Origin of the sequence: Mycobacterium sp. 050272 (genome assembly GCF_039023525.1) — a bacterium.
GTDB lineage: Bacteria > Actinomycetota > Actinomycetes > Mycobacteriales > Mycobacteriaceae > Mycobacterium.
The window spans coordinates 182,781-195,619 of record NZ_JBCHKV010000001.1 but is presented as its reverse complement, the minus strand read 5'-3'; the positions used below and the strand labels follow the sequence as shown (position 1 = coordinate 195,619).

At 67.6% G+C, this 12,839-nt stretch carries 13 protein-coding genes; 9 read left to right on the top strand and 4 right to left on the bottom strand.

Annotation, left to right across the window (positions count from 1 at the left end):
- Window positions 1–5: 5 nt before the first annotated feature.
- Together AAHS21_RS00970 and AAHS21_RS00965 are read left to right on the top strand one after the other, a co-directional pair.
- Window positions 6–1,178 (top strand): FAD/NAD(P)-binding oxidoreductase, encoded by a 1,173-nt coding sequence (locus AAHS21_RS00970; RefSeq protein ID WP_342925874.1) that lies wholly within the window; start codon window positions 6–8, stop codon window positions 1,176–1,178.
- Between the two features lie 4 nt (window positions 1,179–1,182).
- Window positions 1,183–2,166 carry a D-2-hydroxyacid dehydrogenase family protein gene (locus AAHS21_RS00965; RefSeq protein ID WP_342925873.1) on the top strand — a complete coding sequence of 328 codons (984 nt, stop codon included), beginning with the start codon at window positions 1,183–1,185 and terminating at the stop codon, window positions 2,164–2,166.
- Window positions 2,167–2,227: 61 nt separating this feature from the next.
- Here AAHS21_RS00965 and AAHS21_RS00960 read toward each other — a convergent pair whose 3' ends face one another.
- The 4 genes from AAHS21_RS00960 to mftR all read right to left on the bottom strand — a co-directional run bounded on the left by AAHS21_RS00960 (window position 2,228) and on the right by mftR (window position 5,732).
- The gene (locus tag AAHS21_RS00960) at window positions 2,228–3,502 is read right to left on the bottom strand and encodes a VOC family protein (RefSeq protein WP_342925872.1); all 1,275 of its coding nucleotides are present in this window, start codon (window positions 3,500–3,502) and stop codon (window positions 2,228–2,230) included.
- On the bottom strand, window positions 3,499–4,020 hold the full coding sequence (locus AAHS21_RS00955) for a sigma-70 family RNA polymerase sigma factor (protein WP_342925871.1): 522 nt from the start codon (window positions 4,018–4,020) through the stop codon (window positions 3,499–3,501). Before AAHS21_RS00955 ends, AAHS21_RS00960 begins: the two co-directional genes overlap by 4 nt.
- A 66-nt stretch (window positions 4,021–4,086) precedes the next feature.
- Window positions 4,087–5,139 (bottom strand): DUF2332 family protein, encoded by a 1,053-nt coding sequence (locus tag AAHS21_RS00950; RefSeq protein ID WP_342925870.1) that lies wholly within the window; start codon window positions 5,137–5,139, stop codon window positions 4,087–4,089.
- Complete coding sequence (gene mftR, locus AAHS21_RS00945; protein ID WP_342925869.1) at window positions 5,136–5,732, bottom strand: mycofactocin system transcriptional regulator; 597 nt, start codon at window positions 5,730–5,732, stop codon at window positions 5,136–5,138. Before mftR ends, AAHS21_RS00950 begins: the two co-directional genes overlap by 4 nt.
- Window positions 5,733–5,830: 98 nt before the next feature.
- Between mftR and mftA the strand changes: the two genes are divergently transcribed.
- From mftA to mftG, 7 genes are all read left to right on the top strand, one after another.
- A complete protein-coding gene (mftA, locus tag AAHS21_RS00940; protein WP_036466690.1) occupies window positions 5,831–5,920 on the top strand; it encodes a mycofactocin precursor MftA in 90 nt (29 codons plus the stop codon).
- The gene (mftB, locus tag AAHS21_RS00935; RefSeq protein WP_342925868.1) at window positions 5,905–6,234 is read left to right on the top strand and encodes a mycofactocin biosynthesis chaperone MftB; all 330 of its coding nucleotides are present in this window, start codon (window positions 5,905–5,907) and stop codon (window positions 6,232–6,234) included. Before mftA ends, mftB begins: the two co-directional genes overlap by 16 nt.
- Window positions 6,231–7,424: a mycofactocin radical SAM maturase gene (gene mftC / locus AAHS21_RS00930; protein WP_342925867.1), complete on the top strand. Its 1,194-nt coding sequence runs from the start codon at window positions 6,231–6,233 to the stop codon at window positions 7,422–7,424. Before mftB ends, mftC begins: the two co-directional genes overlap by 4 nt.
- A 2-nt stretch (window positions 7,425–7,426) precedes the next feature.
- Entirely contained in the window at window positions 7,427–8,608 is a 1,182-nt protein-coding gene (gene mftD / locus AAHS21_RS00925; RefSeq protein WP_342925866.1) for a pre-mycofactocin synthase MftD, read from the top strand.
- 250 nt (window positions 8,609–8,858) lie between these two features.
- On the top strand, window positions 8,859–9,590 hold the full coding sequence (gene mftE, locus AAHS21_RS00920; protein WP_342925865.1) for a mycofactocin biosynthesis peptidyl-dipeptidase MftE: 732 nt from the start codon (window positions 8,859–8,861) through the stop codon (window positions 9,588–9,590).
- Window positions 9,587–10,999, top strand: coding sequence for a mycofactocin biosynthesis glycosyltransferase MftF (mftF, locus tag AAHS21_RS00915; RefSeq protein ID WP_342925864.1), 1,413 nt, complete (start codon window positions 9,587–9,589; stop codon window positions 10,997–10,999). The genes mftE and mftF overlap by 4 nt, the downstream gene beginning before the upstream one ends.
- An 8-nt stretch (window positions 11,000–11,007) precedes the next feature.
- Complete coding sequence (mftG, locus tag AAHS21_RS00910) at window positions 11,008–12,438, top strand: mycofactocin system GMC family oxidoreductase MftG (RefSeq protein ID WP_342925863.1); 1,431 nt, start codon at window positions 11,008–11,010, stop codon at window positions 12,436–12,438.
- Window positions 12,439–12,839 lie beyond the last annotated feature (401 nt).

Sequence of the window (12,839 nt, the reverse complement as noted above, 5' to 3'; positions counted from 1 at the left end):
TCCACGTGAGCAATAACGGAATCGTGATCGTCGGAGGCGGGCTGGCCGCGGCCCGCACGGCCGAGCAATTACGGCGGTCGGAATACACCGGGCCCGTCACGATCGTCAGCGACGAGGTCCACCTGCCGTATGACCGGCCGCCGTTGTCCAAGGAAGTGCTGCGCAAAGAGGTCGACGACGTCGCACTCAAGCCGCGTGAGTTCTACGACGAGAACAACATCACGTTGCGCCTCGGTGCGGCGGCGACCGGCCTGGACACCGCCGCGCAGACCCTGACCCTCTCCGACGGAACCTCGCTCGGCTACGACGAGCTGGTGATTGCGACCGGGTTGGTCCCGCGGCGCATTCCCGCGTTCCCGGATCTCGAGGGTATTCGCGTGCTGCGGTCGTTCGACGAGAGCATGGCGTTGCGCGAGCACGCCTGCAAGGCACGCAACGCCGTGGTCGTCGGAGCCGGTTTCATCGGCTGCGAGGTCGCGGCCAGCCTGCGCAGCATGGGGGTCGATGTGGTGCTGGTGGAGCCGCAGCCGACGCCGTTGGCGTCGGTGCTCGGGGAACAGATCGGTGAGCTGGTGTCGCGGCTGCATCGTGATGAGGGCGTCGACGTGCGCACCGGCATCGGGGTGGCCGAGGTGCGCGGTGAAGGCCATGTCGACACCGTGGTGCTCAGCGACGGCACCGAGTTGGCTGCCGACCTGGTCGTCGTCGGTATCGGATCGCGTCCGGCCACCGAGTGGCTACAGGGCAGCGGCGTCGAGGTCGACAACGGTGTCATCTGCGATGACGCCGGGCGCACCAGTGCGCCCAACGTGTGGGCACTCGGAGATGTCGCCTCTTGGCGTAATGCGACAGGACATCAAGCGCGCGTGGAGCATTGGAGCAACGTCGCCGACCAGGCTCGAGTCGTGGTGCCCGCGATGCTTGGTCAAGAGGTGCCTGCTATCACGGTGGTGCCGTACTTCTGGAGCGACCAGTACGACGTCAAGATCCAGTGCCTGGGCGAGCCGGAAGCCACCGACATCGTGCACCTGGTCGAGGACGACGGACGAAAGTTCCTGGCCTACTACGAGCGCGACGGGGTGGTAGTGGGCGTGGTCGGTGGCGGTTTGCCGGGCAAAGTCATGAAGGCCCGCGGCAAAATCGCTGCGGCAGTACCGATTTCGGAGCTGCTAGGCTGACGTCATGCACCGGGTGGCGATACTCGATGACTATGCCGGTTTGGCACTTGAGCTCGCCGACTGGTCAGCGGTGCAGCGCCGATCCGAGATCACCGTCTTCGATCGGCATCTCGGTCCAGCGGAAGCGGTAGAGGTCCTGCAACCGTTCGACGTGATCTGCACGATGCGCGAACGGATGGCGTTGCCGCGCACGCTGCTTGAGCGGCTGCCGAATCTGAAACTGATAACGATCGTGGGCATGAGCCTGCCGAACCTGGACATGGTGGCGGCCAGCGAATCCGGTGTCCTGGTTGCCCATTCGGATTTCGCCAACCCCCGGTTCCGCACGGTCCGCGACGCCACCCCCGAACTGGCCTGGGGCTTGCTGATCGCGACGGTGCGCAACCTGGCCGAAGAGCACCGCCGGATGCGCGATGGGGGGTGGCAGAGCAGCGTCGGCGTGACGCTGTCCGGTAAGACCCTCGGCTTGCTGGGCCTGGGCAGGACCGGCAAACGGATGGCCGAGTACGCCGGGGTGTTCGGCATGGAAGTCGTTGCGTGGAGCCAAAACCTGACCGATAAGGCCGCGGCGGCGGCCGGGGCACGCCGGGTCGAAAAGGCGGAATTGTTCGAATCCTCCGATGTGGTCTCCATCCATCTGCTGCTCTCCGAGCGGACCCGAGGTTTGGTCGGCGAACCCGAGCTGGCCCTGATGAGGCCGCACGCCTACTTGATCAACACGTCCAGGGGCCCGATCGTCGACGAGGCGGCACTGATCACTTCGCTGCGGACCGGTCGTATCGCCGGAGCCGGTCTCGACGTTTTCGACGTCGAACCTCCCGCGCCCGACCACCCGCTGCGCGCTCTGCCGAACGTGACGTTGTCCCCTCACCTGGGGTACGCCACCCGCGAGATGCTGAGTGCCTTCTACTCGGACAGCATCGAAGCGGTGGTGGCCTGGCTGGACGGTGCGCCGATCCGGATCGCCAATCCCGAGGTGTTGAGCTAGACCTCTGCAGAACCGCGGGGGCACAAGCAGTTTGGCTGCGAGGCTGGCAGATCCCGTCAACTCAGAATTCGCCCAGGTAGAAGCGCGCGCCCTGATCGTCGGTGCACTCGGCGCTGATGCCGTAGGGCTGGCGGGTCGGCTCATCGAGCACGGTGCCGCCGGCTTCGCGCACCCGCGCGACCGCGGCATCGATATCGGCCACCGTCCACATCGGCACGATGCTGGGACGCGCACTGCCACCGGCAACGCCGGCCATCGGATGCGTGTCCACTACTTGCCAGCCGTCGGCGATGCGGCCCGGCTCGAAGGTCCAGCGCAGCAGCCGCCCATAGAATTCGCGGAACGCCGCCGAATCCGGCACCTGGTAGGTGACATAAGACAGTTCACCGGGCCCAGAACCGTTGATTTCCGGACGCTTTCGGCCGGCGATGGGTTGGTGCACCGCGAAGGCCGTACCTTGCGGGTCGGTGGCCTCCAGCAGGACGCCGTAGTCGGTGTCCCGGATTTCGCCGGGAACGCCGCCGGCTTCTGCTATCGCGATGCGGGCAGCCCGCAGGTCGTCGACGGCGTAGCAGCAGAACAAGGTGGCGGGTTCGTCGGTGGCGACGATGCCGGTCGGCAGGTCGGTATTGGTCACCCGGTGTGACGATGGGTCGTATGTCCAGCCCAGGACGTGCCCGTAGAAGGCGGCCGCGCGATCGGCATCCGGAGTCCACACCGAGATGGATCCGATGTCGCCGTGCACAATGACCGAAACCGGCACGGCTGTCGGCCCCGCCAACATCCAGCGGTGCCCGAACGGGTCGACGATCGTGGCGTTGCGAGTTCCGTAATTCTGGTAGATCTCCCGCTCCACGGTCGCGCCGTGGTCGCGCGCCTGCTGCAGGGCGGTGTCGGTGTCGGCGACGTGCAACATCAGGCTGACCGAAACTGCCTTGGCGGCGGGTGCTTTCAGGCCGATCTCGGGATACTCGTCGGCCAGGTACAGCACGCCGTCACCGATTGCGATCTCGGCGTGCCCGATGCGCCCGTCGTCCATCACGATTGGGTCGCCGACCACCACGGCGCCGAATGCGTCGGCGTACCAGTCGATGGCCGCGCGTGCGTTCGCCACGCTGAGGTAGGGCAACGCCGCCGGCCGCGGCCGCTGCGGCGCAACGGGTTCGGACAGGTCGGCAAGGGCAGTCGTGGTGCCGCTCATGACAACTCCTTCGGGTAGCGACAGTGCGGATTCCAGTTGCCGGCGCAACCGCGCGGCAAAGGCCGGATCAGGTTGAACCGGAAGGTCATCGGAGCGCAGTACGCGCAGCGGGTCGCTATGGTCGCGCTGGTTCATGACGTGCCTCCTTCCGGGTAGTGCTTCTTGAAGGCGCGGCGCGCGCGGACCAGTAACGCTTCGGTGGCATGCACCGTGCGCCCGATCAGCTCGGCGCATTCGCCGACGCTGCGGTCGTCCATGTAGCGCAGCACCAGCACTGTGCGGTGCGGCTCGGCCAGCCGGGCGAGGACGGCTTCGGCGACCATACGATCCAGCTCGGCGTCCCAGTCGTCGACGGTGTCGACGGCTTCGGGCAGCTCGGCCACCGGCACGCTGAGCCGGTCCTGCCCGCGCCGATAATGGTCGGCCAATTTGTGTCGCGCCACGCCGACCAACCACGCGACCGAGATCGGCGGCGGCTCGGGCCGGCGTGCGGCGTCCATCGCCGCGAGGAAGGTCTCCGACGTCAGGTCCTCCGCCGCGGCACGTTCGCCGCAACGTCGCACGAAGTACCCGTAAACCACCGGCAACGCCTCGTCGTAGAGCGCCAAAAGCGCGCGTCGAGGGTCGGATTGGTGATCCGTGCCGGCGCCCACACCCTTATCGTCGCCGCGGCACCGCGAACTCCGACGGGTAGCGGGAGAAATTTCTTCTGATTGCGGCTATCGCCAGTTCACCGGTGGCCCGTGCGGATGGCATTCACCCAGCACCACAACCTCGCCGCCGGGCCAGCGACGGGCGCGCACCAGGAACTTCAGCGGGCCGCCCGGACCGTCGCGCTCGGGTTCCATCGTCAGGTGCGCGAACGGCGCTGAGGCGTCGGCTCGTTCGCCGAGCGTGGTTATCCCATCGCGTACGGCGACGCGTTCGTCCTGCGACAGGTACTGCCACGTGATCGAATGCCACAGCACCGTCAATGCGCCGTCGGCCAGTGTCAGGCCGCCCACGGCGGTGCCGGCGCTTTGCCGCACCACGAGCGCGGGCACCCTGCGGGCGACCGCGATGGCGCCGCGCAGCCGCTCCAGCCGCGCGGACTGGTCGGGCCAGACGTAGCTCAGCGCGGTCATCTCGCCGTCGGTGCCCGTGACATCCACCGGAGCGATGTCGTAGCCCCGTCGTTCGACAATCCGCACCGAACCGGGCGGCGGCACCCGGCCCAGCCATGCGTCGTCGATGATCACCGGCGAGTCGATGGGTCCCCACTGCCCGCCGCCGTAGCGGTAGTGGTATCGGTCGGCCCGCAGGTTCAGCCCGGCGCTCGACCCGATCTCGAAAAGCCTTATCGGTAACTCGGTTTCGTGATTGATACGCAGCAGCGCACCGATCAGTGCGGCGGATCGGCCCACCTCATTGGTTTGCGGCGGCTGCCCCAGCGCCGTGCGCAGCGACTCGGCATGGGCCGTGGCGGCGAGCTTGATCTCGGGCCACGCGCCGGCGGCATCCCAGGTGCCGCCGGTACTGGGATACCACTGGCGCAACACCTCGGCCCGTCCGTCGAGCACCAACCGGTGCAGGCCGCCCAGCAGCCGCAGCGGCACCGCCGCGCGCGCCGGTTCGTCCTCGCGACCGGACAGGATCGCCGCGAAGATCCCACCGGTTTCGACATCGGTGGCCACCAGCTCGAACAGCTCGTCGTACATCGGGGATCCGGAGATACCGCAGAACCGCCCCTGCGAGCGCAGGGTGTGCACCAGGTGCGCGCGGTCGGCGGTCATGGCGTCAGCGTGTTCAGTCCGGCACCGACGACGTCGAAGGCGTTGCCGAGCGCGGCCTGCAGCGTGACGGCCTCGTCGCGCAGCCAATGCTCGTAGGCCGAGAGCGCGACCCCCAGCAGCGTCCAGGCCACGGTCTGCGGCGCCAAGTCGGTCGTCTCGGCGCCGCAGCGCCGGGCGACGAACTCCGCGATCACCGCGCGCCAGCCGGCGTACATCGTCATCGAATACGCCTGCAGTTCGGCGGTTTGCAGGATGACCCGCATCCGCTGGCGGTGCTGGACGGTCTCGGAATCGTCAAAGGTGTTGAACGCCAACAGTGCTGCCCGCAATGCCTCGCCCAACCGAACTCGCGGGCCGACGGCGTCGAGCAGCTCGCGAAGATGCGCGAGGTGGCTGTCGAAGTCGCCCCACAGGATGGCGTTCTTGGAGGCGTAGTAGCGGAACAACGTGCGGCGCGAGATCCCGGCGGCTTGGGCGACGTCGTCGACACTCACCTCGGCGAATCCCCGCGCGGTGAACAACGCGATGGCGACGTCGGTGATGTGGTCCGGCGTCGTCGAGCGGCGCCGGCCGACCCGCGCCTGCGGATGCATCAGACCCGCCCTTCCATTTCGGCACTCGACGCCATATTCTGACGACGATTCTGACAAGATCGACCATCGTTGTCGATAGCGTAGGAGAGGCAATTCAAATGGACCGCGAAATCGAAACCGACGCCGAGCTCGTCACCGAGACTCTGGTTGAAGAGGTGTCCATCGACGGCATGTGCGGGGTCTACTGACCGTGCCTGCGTCCGCGCAGGCTCGACCGACCGAAAGCCGGTTCGACGCTGATCGCGGTTGGCGATTGCACCCGCAGGTCGCGGTTCGTCCAGAACCGTTCGGCGCACTGCTTTATCACTTCGGCACCCGCAAGCTTTCGTTTCTGAAGAACCGCACCATCCTTGCGGTGGTGCAGTCGCTGGCCGACCACCCCGACGTCCGGTCCGCCCTGCGGGCCGAGGGAGTCGACGACTCAGCGCAGGGCCCATACCTGCACGCGTTGGGTGTGTTGGTCGATTCCCGCATGCTGGTGCCCCAGGAGGACCATCAATGACAACAGCGGCCCCCGTACCCCGGCTCATCGAGCAGTTCGAGCACGGGCTGGACGCGCCCATCTGCCTGACATGGGAACTCACGTACGCCTGCAACCTGGCCTGCGTGCACTGCCTTTCCTCGTCGGGCAAGCGCGATCCACGCGAGCTGTCCACCCGACAGTGCATGGACATCATCGATGAGCTGGAACGCATGCAGGTGTTCTACGTCAACATCGGTGGCGGCGAACCGACTGTGCGCCAGGACTTTTGGGAGCTGGTCGACTACGCCACCGCGCACCACGTCGGGGTGAAGTTCTCGACCAACGGGGTCCGCATCACCCCGGAGGTCGCCGCGCGACTGGCGGCCAGCGACTACGTCGATGTCCAGATCTCGCTGGACGGCGCCACCGCCGAGGTCAACGACGCGGTCCGCGGGCCGGGGTCCTTCGCGATGGCGGTGCGCGCGCTGGAGAACCTGGCCGCCGCCGGCTTCACCGACGCCAAGATCTCCGTCGTGGTCACCCGGCACAACGTCGACCAGCTCGACGAATTCGCAGCCCTGGCAAGCCGTTACGGCGCGACCCTGCGGATCACCCGGCTGCGTCCGTCCGGGCGTGGCGCGGACGTCTGGGAAGAACTGCACCCGACCGCGGCCCAGCAGGTTGCGCTCTACGACTGGCTGGTCGCCAAGGGGGAGGGGGTGCTCACCGGCGACTCCTTCTTCCATCTGGCCCCGCTGGGCGCGTCCGGCGCCCTGTCCGGCTTGAACATGTGCGGAGCCGGCCGGGTGGTGTGCCTGATCGATCCGGTGGGCGACGTGTACGCCTGCCCGTTCGCCATCCACGACCGCTTCCTGGCCGGAAACGTTTTGTCCGATGGTGGTTTTGACAACGTCTGGAAGAATGCTGCGCTGTTCCGCGAGCTGCGCGAGCCCCAATCGGCGGGCGCCTGCGGAAGTTGCGGGCACTACGACAGCTGCCGTGGTGGTTGCATGGCGGCCAAGTTCTTCACGGGCCTGCCGATGGATGGACCGGATCCCGAATGCGTCCAGGGGTACAGCGAGTCGGCACTGGCCCGGGATCGGGAGACTCCGCGCCCGCGGGCCGACCACTCGCGCGGCCAGCAGGTCCGCCAGCCGGTGCCGCTGACGCTATCGGTGCGGCCGCCGCAGCACCCGCCGGCGCGGCTGTGTAACGAAAGCCCCGTGTAGTCGTGGCCGACGAGTGGTTTGAAACAGTCGCCATCGCGCAGCAGCGCGCAAAGCGCCGGTTGCCGAAATCCGTTTATGCGGCCCTCGTTGCGGCCAGCGAAAAAGGAATTACGGTCTCCGACAATGTCGAAGCTTTCGGCGAACTGGGATTTGCGCCGCATGTGGTAGGTGCGCAGGAAAAGCGCGAGTTGTCGACAACCGTTATGGGACAAGATATCTCCATGCCGGTGCTGATTTCGCCGACCGGCGTTCAGGCGGTCGACCCGGACGGTGAGGTTGCTGTCGCGCGAGCGGCGGCGGCGCGGGGAACGGCGATGGGGCTGTCCTCGTTCGCCAGCAAGCCGATCGAGGAAGTGATCGCGGCAAACTCCAAACTGTTCTTCCAGGTGTACTGGCTGGGCGGGCGCGACGCGATCGCCGACCGGGTGGAGCGGGCCCGCGCGGCCGGTGCGGTCGGTTTGATCGTCACGACCGACTGGTCCTTCTCGCACGGGCGCGACTGGGGCAGCCCCAAGATTCCCGAAGAAATGAACTTGCGCACTATTCTGCGGCTGTCGCCGGAAGCGGCCTTTAAGCCGCGGTGGTTCCTGAAGTGGGCCAAGACCATGCGTCCGCCGGCGTTGTCGGTGCCGAACCAGGCGGCGCGCGGGGAGGCCGGTCCGCCGTTCTTCCAGGCCTACGGCGAATGGATGGGCACACCCCCGCCGACCTGGGAGGACATCGCCTGGCTGCGCGAGCTGTGGGGCGGACCATTCATGCTTAAGGGCGTCATGCGTGTCGATGACGCGAAAAGAGCTGTGGATGCTGGTGTTTCGGCGATATCGGTGTCCAACCACGGCGGCAACAACCTGGACGGAACGCCCGCGTCCATCCGGGCGCTGCCCCCGGTGGTGGCGGCGGTCGGCGACCAGGTCGAGGTGTTGCTGGACGGCGGCATCCGGCGCGGCAGCGACGTGGTGAAGGCCGTGGCATTGGGAGCGCGGGCGGTGATGATCGGCCGCGCCTATCTGTGGGGCCTGGCCGCGAACGGTCAAGCCGGCGTCGAGAACGTCCTCGACGTCCTGCGCGGGGGTATCGACTCGGCGCTGATGGGGCTGGGGCATGCCTCGGTTCACGACTTGCGCCCGGACGACATTCTGGTGCCGGACGGCTTCACCCGCGCGCTCGGCGTTTCGCCGGCCTGAGCTCGGCAGCGCCCGAGTTAATCCGCAGCATGTCGGGCGGCTTTGCCATATTTAGCGGCCCGGTTGCCGCGCCTGACCGTGTCGCGGCACCGCCGAATTCAGGCGGTTGCGGGATTGCGAGCGAAAATCGACGTATGCGAAAATTGTGAGACGCGCGTGGCAACCGTGACGGACGAGCCGAATTTCGGCGCCCCGATGAACAGCCCAGAAAAAAATTAACTTTGAACGCTCAACAATTGGTGCACGCCAGGTGAATTCGGCCTACCATCACCGAGTGCCCGAACTCGGCGAATTAGGAGCTGCGACGTCGACGGAGCTATTTCCCACATCGCCGTCGATAATGATCCCGCTGGGGTCGACCGAGCAACATGGTCCGCACCTGCCGTTGGACACCGACACCCGCATCGCGACGGCGGTCGCCCGGGGGGCCCGGGCCAGCCTTGAGCAGGCCTGGTTGGTGGCGCCGGCTATCTCCTACGGCGCCAGCGGTGAGCATCAAAGTTTCGCCGGAACAATCTCCATCGGCACCGACGCCTTGACGATGCTGCTGGTCGAGTACGGTAGGTCGGCCGCCGGCTGGGCCCGGCGCCTGGTCTTCGTCAACGGCCACGGCGGCAACACGCAGGCATTGCACCGTGCCGTGCGGACACTTCGTACCGAAGGCCGCGACGTCGCCTGGTGCCCGTGCGCGGCCGCCGGCGCCGACGCCCACGCCGGCCATACCGAAACATCGGTGTTGCTGCATATCTCGCCGTCCGATGTGCTGACCGACCGGTGGCTCGCCGGGAACCGGGCGCCACTGCCCGAATTGCTCCCGGCGATGCGCACCGGCGGAGTGGCGGCAGTCAGCCCGGTAGGCGTGTTGGGAGACCCCACCACCGCCACCGCGGCCGAGGGCAGGCGCATCTTCTCGGAGATGGTCGACGGTTGTGTGCGCCGCATCGTGGGTTGGGCGCCCGGCCCCGACGGGATGCTGACATGAGTCAGCCTCGACTGCCGGACGGGTTCGCCGTTCAGGTCGATCGCCGCGTGCGGGTACTCGGCGACGGCTCGGCCTTGCTGGGCGGCTCGCCGACCCGACTGCTCAAGCTGGCTCCCGCCGCCCAGGACATGCTCTCGGATGGCCGGCTCAAGGTCCGCGATGACGTCAGTGCCCAGCTGGCCCGCACCCTGCTGGACGCCACCGTCGCGCATCCGCGCCCGGCCGGCGGACCGTCCCATCGCGACGTCACCGTGGTAATTCCAGTGCGGGACAATGTTTCTGGTGTGCGACGACTGGTGAGCTCGCTGCGCGGACTGCGCGTGATCGTGGTGGACGACGGCTCGCTGTCGCCCATCGATCAGGAAGACTTCGTCGGCACGCACTGCGACATCGAGGTGCTGCACCACCCTCGCAGCAAGGGGCCCGCGGCGGCCCGCAACACCGGGCTGGCGGCGTGCACCACCGACTTCGTCGCCTTCCTGGACTCGGATGTGACGCCGCGCCGCGGCTGGCTGGAAGCTCTCCTCGGCCACTTCTGCGACCCGACCGTGGCCCTGGTGGCGCCCCGCATCGTGGGCCTGGCTCACAGCGAGAACGTGGTCGCCCGGTACGAGGCGGTGCACTCCTCCCTGGACCTCGGACAGCGCGAAGCGCCGGTGCTGCCGCACAGCACGGTGTCCTACGTGCCCAGTGCGGCCATCATCTGCCGCCGCTCGGCACTCGCTGATGTCGGCGGGTTCGACGAGACCATGCAGTCCGGCGAGGACGTCGACCTGTGCTGGCGACTGATCGAGGCGGGTGCCCGGCTGCGCTACGAGCCGATCGCGCTGGTCGCGCACGATCACCGCACCCAATTGCGGGATTGGCTTGCGCGCAAGGCATTCTATGGCGGTTCGGCCGCCCCGCTGTCGGTACGCCACCCCGACAAGACCGCCCCGGTGGTGATCTCCGGGTGGGCGCTGATGGCCTGGATCCTGATGGCGCTCGGGACCAGCCTGTCGCAGCTGGCGTCGATCGTGATCGCCGTGCTGACCGGCCGGCGCATCGCCAAGGCCATGCGCAGCGCCGATACCGCTTTCTCCGACGTCGTGGTGATCGCGACCCGCGGCCTGTGGTCGGCGGCGCTGCAGTTGGCCTCGGCCATCTGCCGGCACTACTGGCCCGTGGCGTTGCTCGCCGCGATCGCGTCCCGGCACTGTAGACGCGTCGTCGTGGTGGCCGCCGTGATGGACGGCGTGGTCGACTGGCTGCGTCGCCGCGACACCACCGGCGACGAGGCCGAGCCGATCGGCCTGCTGACCTATCTGTTGCTCAAGCGCGTCGACGACCTGGCGTACGGCCTCGGGCTGTGGTGGGGCGTGGTCCGCGAGCGCAACCTGCGCGCGCTCAAACCGCAAATCCGGAGCTAGCCGGCGCCTTGACAACGCACAGCGATGTGCTGATCGTCGGCGCCGGAAGTGCTGGATCCGTTGTTGCCGAACGTCTTTGCGCCGACCCCGCGCGGACCGTGACGGTCCTGGAAGCGGGTCCCGCGCTTGCTGATCCGGCGCTGCTGGCGCAAACCGCCAACGGGTTGCAGCTGCCGATCGGGGCGGGCAGCCCGCTAGTGGCGCGCTATACGAGCCGCATCACCGATCAGCCCGTTCGCGAACTGCCGATCGTGCGGGGGGCGACGATCGGCGGTTCGGGGGCGGTCAACGGCGGATACTTCTGCCGCGGATTGCCGCGCGACTTCGATCAGGCCGCGATACCGGGCTGGGCGTGGTCCGACGTGATCGGCCATTTCCGGGCTATCGAGACCGACTTGGACTTCACCGGTCCCGCCCATGGCGACAGCGGGCCGATCCTGGTTCGCCGCACCCACGAAATGACCGGTACCACTGAGCGTTTCATTGCCGCAGCGCAAAGCGCAGGGTTTTCCTGGATTGCCGATCTCAACGATTGCGGTCCCGAGCCGGCACCGGGCGTCGGTGCGGTGCCGCTCAACATCGTCGACGGCGTCCGCATCGGGTCGGGTGCCGGCTATCTGCTTCCGGCGCTGCGGAGATCCAACCTGACCCTGCTGTCGCAGACTCGGGCAGTGCGGCTACGGTTCAACGGCACCGTTGCCGTCGGGGTCGACGTCGTCGGCCCGCAAGGCCCGATGGCGCTGACCGCTGACCGAATCATCTTGTGTGGCGGCGCCATTCAATCAGCGCAGCTGCTGATGCTGTCCGGCATTGGCGACGAGGCGATGCTGCGGGCACTCGGCGTGCCGGTGATGGCACCGCTTCCGGTGGGGATGAACTGCCGCGATCACCCCGAATGGGTACTGGCCACCGACTGGACGGTGGCCACCGGGCGGCCCGTGCTGGAGGTGGTGCTCAACACCACCGACGATATCGAGATCCGGCCGTACACGGGTGGGTTCGTCGCAATGACCGGTGACGGCACCGCGGGGCATCCCGACTGGCCGCATCTTGGGGTCGCGCTGATGCAGCCGCGGGCGCGCGGGCGCATCTCGCTGGTGTCGACGGATCCGGCCGTGTCCCCGCGCATCGAGCACCGCTACGACAGCGAACCTGAAGACATCGCCGCGTTGCGCCGAGGCAGCGAGCTGGCGCGCGAACTTGCCAGTGCGGCAACATACGTCGGGCAGCCGGTATGGGCGACATCGCAGCACCTGTGCTCCAGCGCACCGATGGGTCCCGACGGTGACCCGCACGCGGTCGTCGATTCTCGGTGCCGGGTGCGCGGGATGGACAACCTGTGGGTGATCGACGGCTCCGTCCTGCCCGCCATCACCAGCCGCGGTCCGCACGCCACCATCGTGATGATCGGCCACCGCGCCGTGGAATTCGTCCGCTGAACCTGCGGCTATGCCAGGCCTTCCGGTTGCCCGGGCAACGGTGGCTGGGCGGGCCGCGCTCGGCTGGCCGAGATGTCGACAGAGCGCGACCCGCCCGATGAGACTGCGTTCATGCGTTCCACGTAAACGGCCACGACCAGTGGCGGTGCGCGCGCAGATAATGGTGCGTCATGCGCGAGTTATGCGTCGCAATATTCGTGGACGGCATGACAGCCGTATCACCGTGGTGTGCAATGGCTCGTCTAGAAGACCACCTCCTTTAGCTCGAACGGGCTTGTCGCAGTGGCAATCACGATTGCAGCGGAGGCGATCGCTGGCGCGGCCACACCATGCTCACCTGCCAGCGTGCGTCCGGCCTGGCGTGCTCGACTGAGCCCGCGTGCGGCGTGGGTCCCACGGTC

Excerpts from the sequence above, each read along its gene's own strand:
- mftF (WP_342925864.1), top strand. The coding sequence starts at position 9,587 with ATGAGTCAGCCTCGACTGCCGGACGGGTTCGCCGTTCAGGTCGATCGC.
- mftC (WP_342925867.1), top strand. The coding sequence starts at position 6,231 with ATGACAACAGCGGCCCCCGTACCCCGGCTCATCGAGCAGTTCGAGCAC.
- AAHS21_RS00965 (WP_342925873.1), top strand. The coding sequence starts at position 1,183 with ATGCACCGGGTGGCGATACTCGATGACTATGCCGGTTTGGCACTTGAG.
- mftR (WP_342925869.1), bottom strand. The coding sequence starts at position 5,732 with ATGCATCCGCAGGCGCGGGTCGGCCGGCGCCGCTCGACGACGCCGGAC.
- AAHS21_RS00950 (WP_342925870.1), bottom strand. The coding sequence starts at position 5,139 with ATGACCGCCGACCGCGCGCACCTGGTGCACACCCTGCGCTCGCAGGGG.
- mftA (WP_036466690.1), top strand. The coding sequence starts at position 5,831 with ATGGACCGCGAAATCGAAACCGACGCCGAGCTCGTCACCGAGACTCTG.
- AAHS21_RS00960 (WP_342925872.1), bottom strand. The coding sequence starts at position 3,502 with ATGAACCAGCGCGACCATAGCGACCCGCTGCGCGTACTGCGCTCCGAT.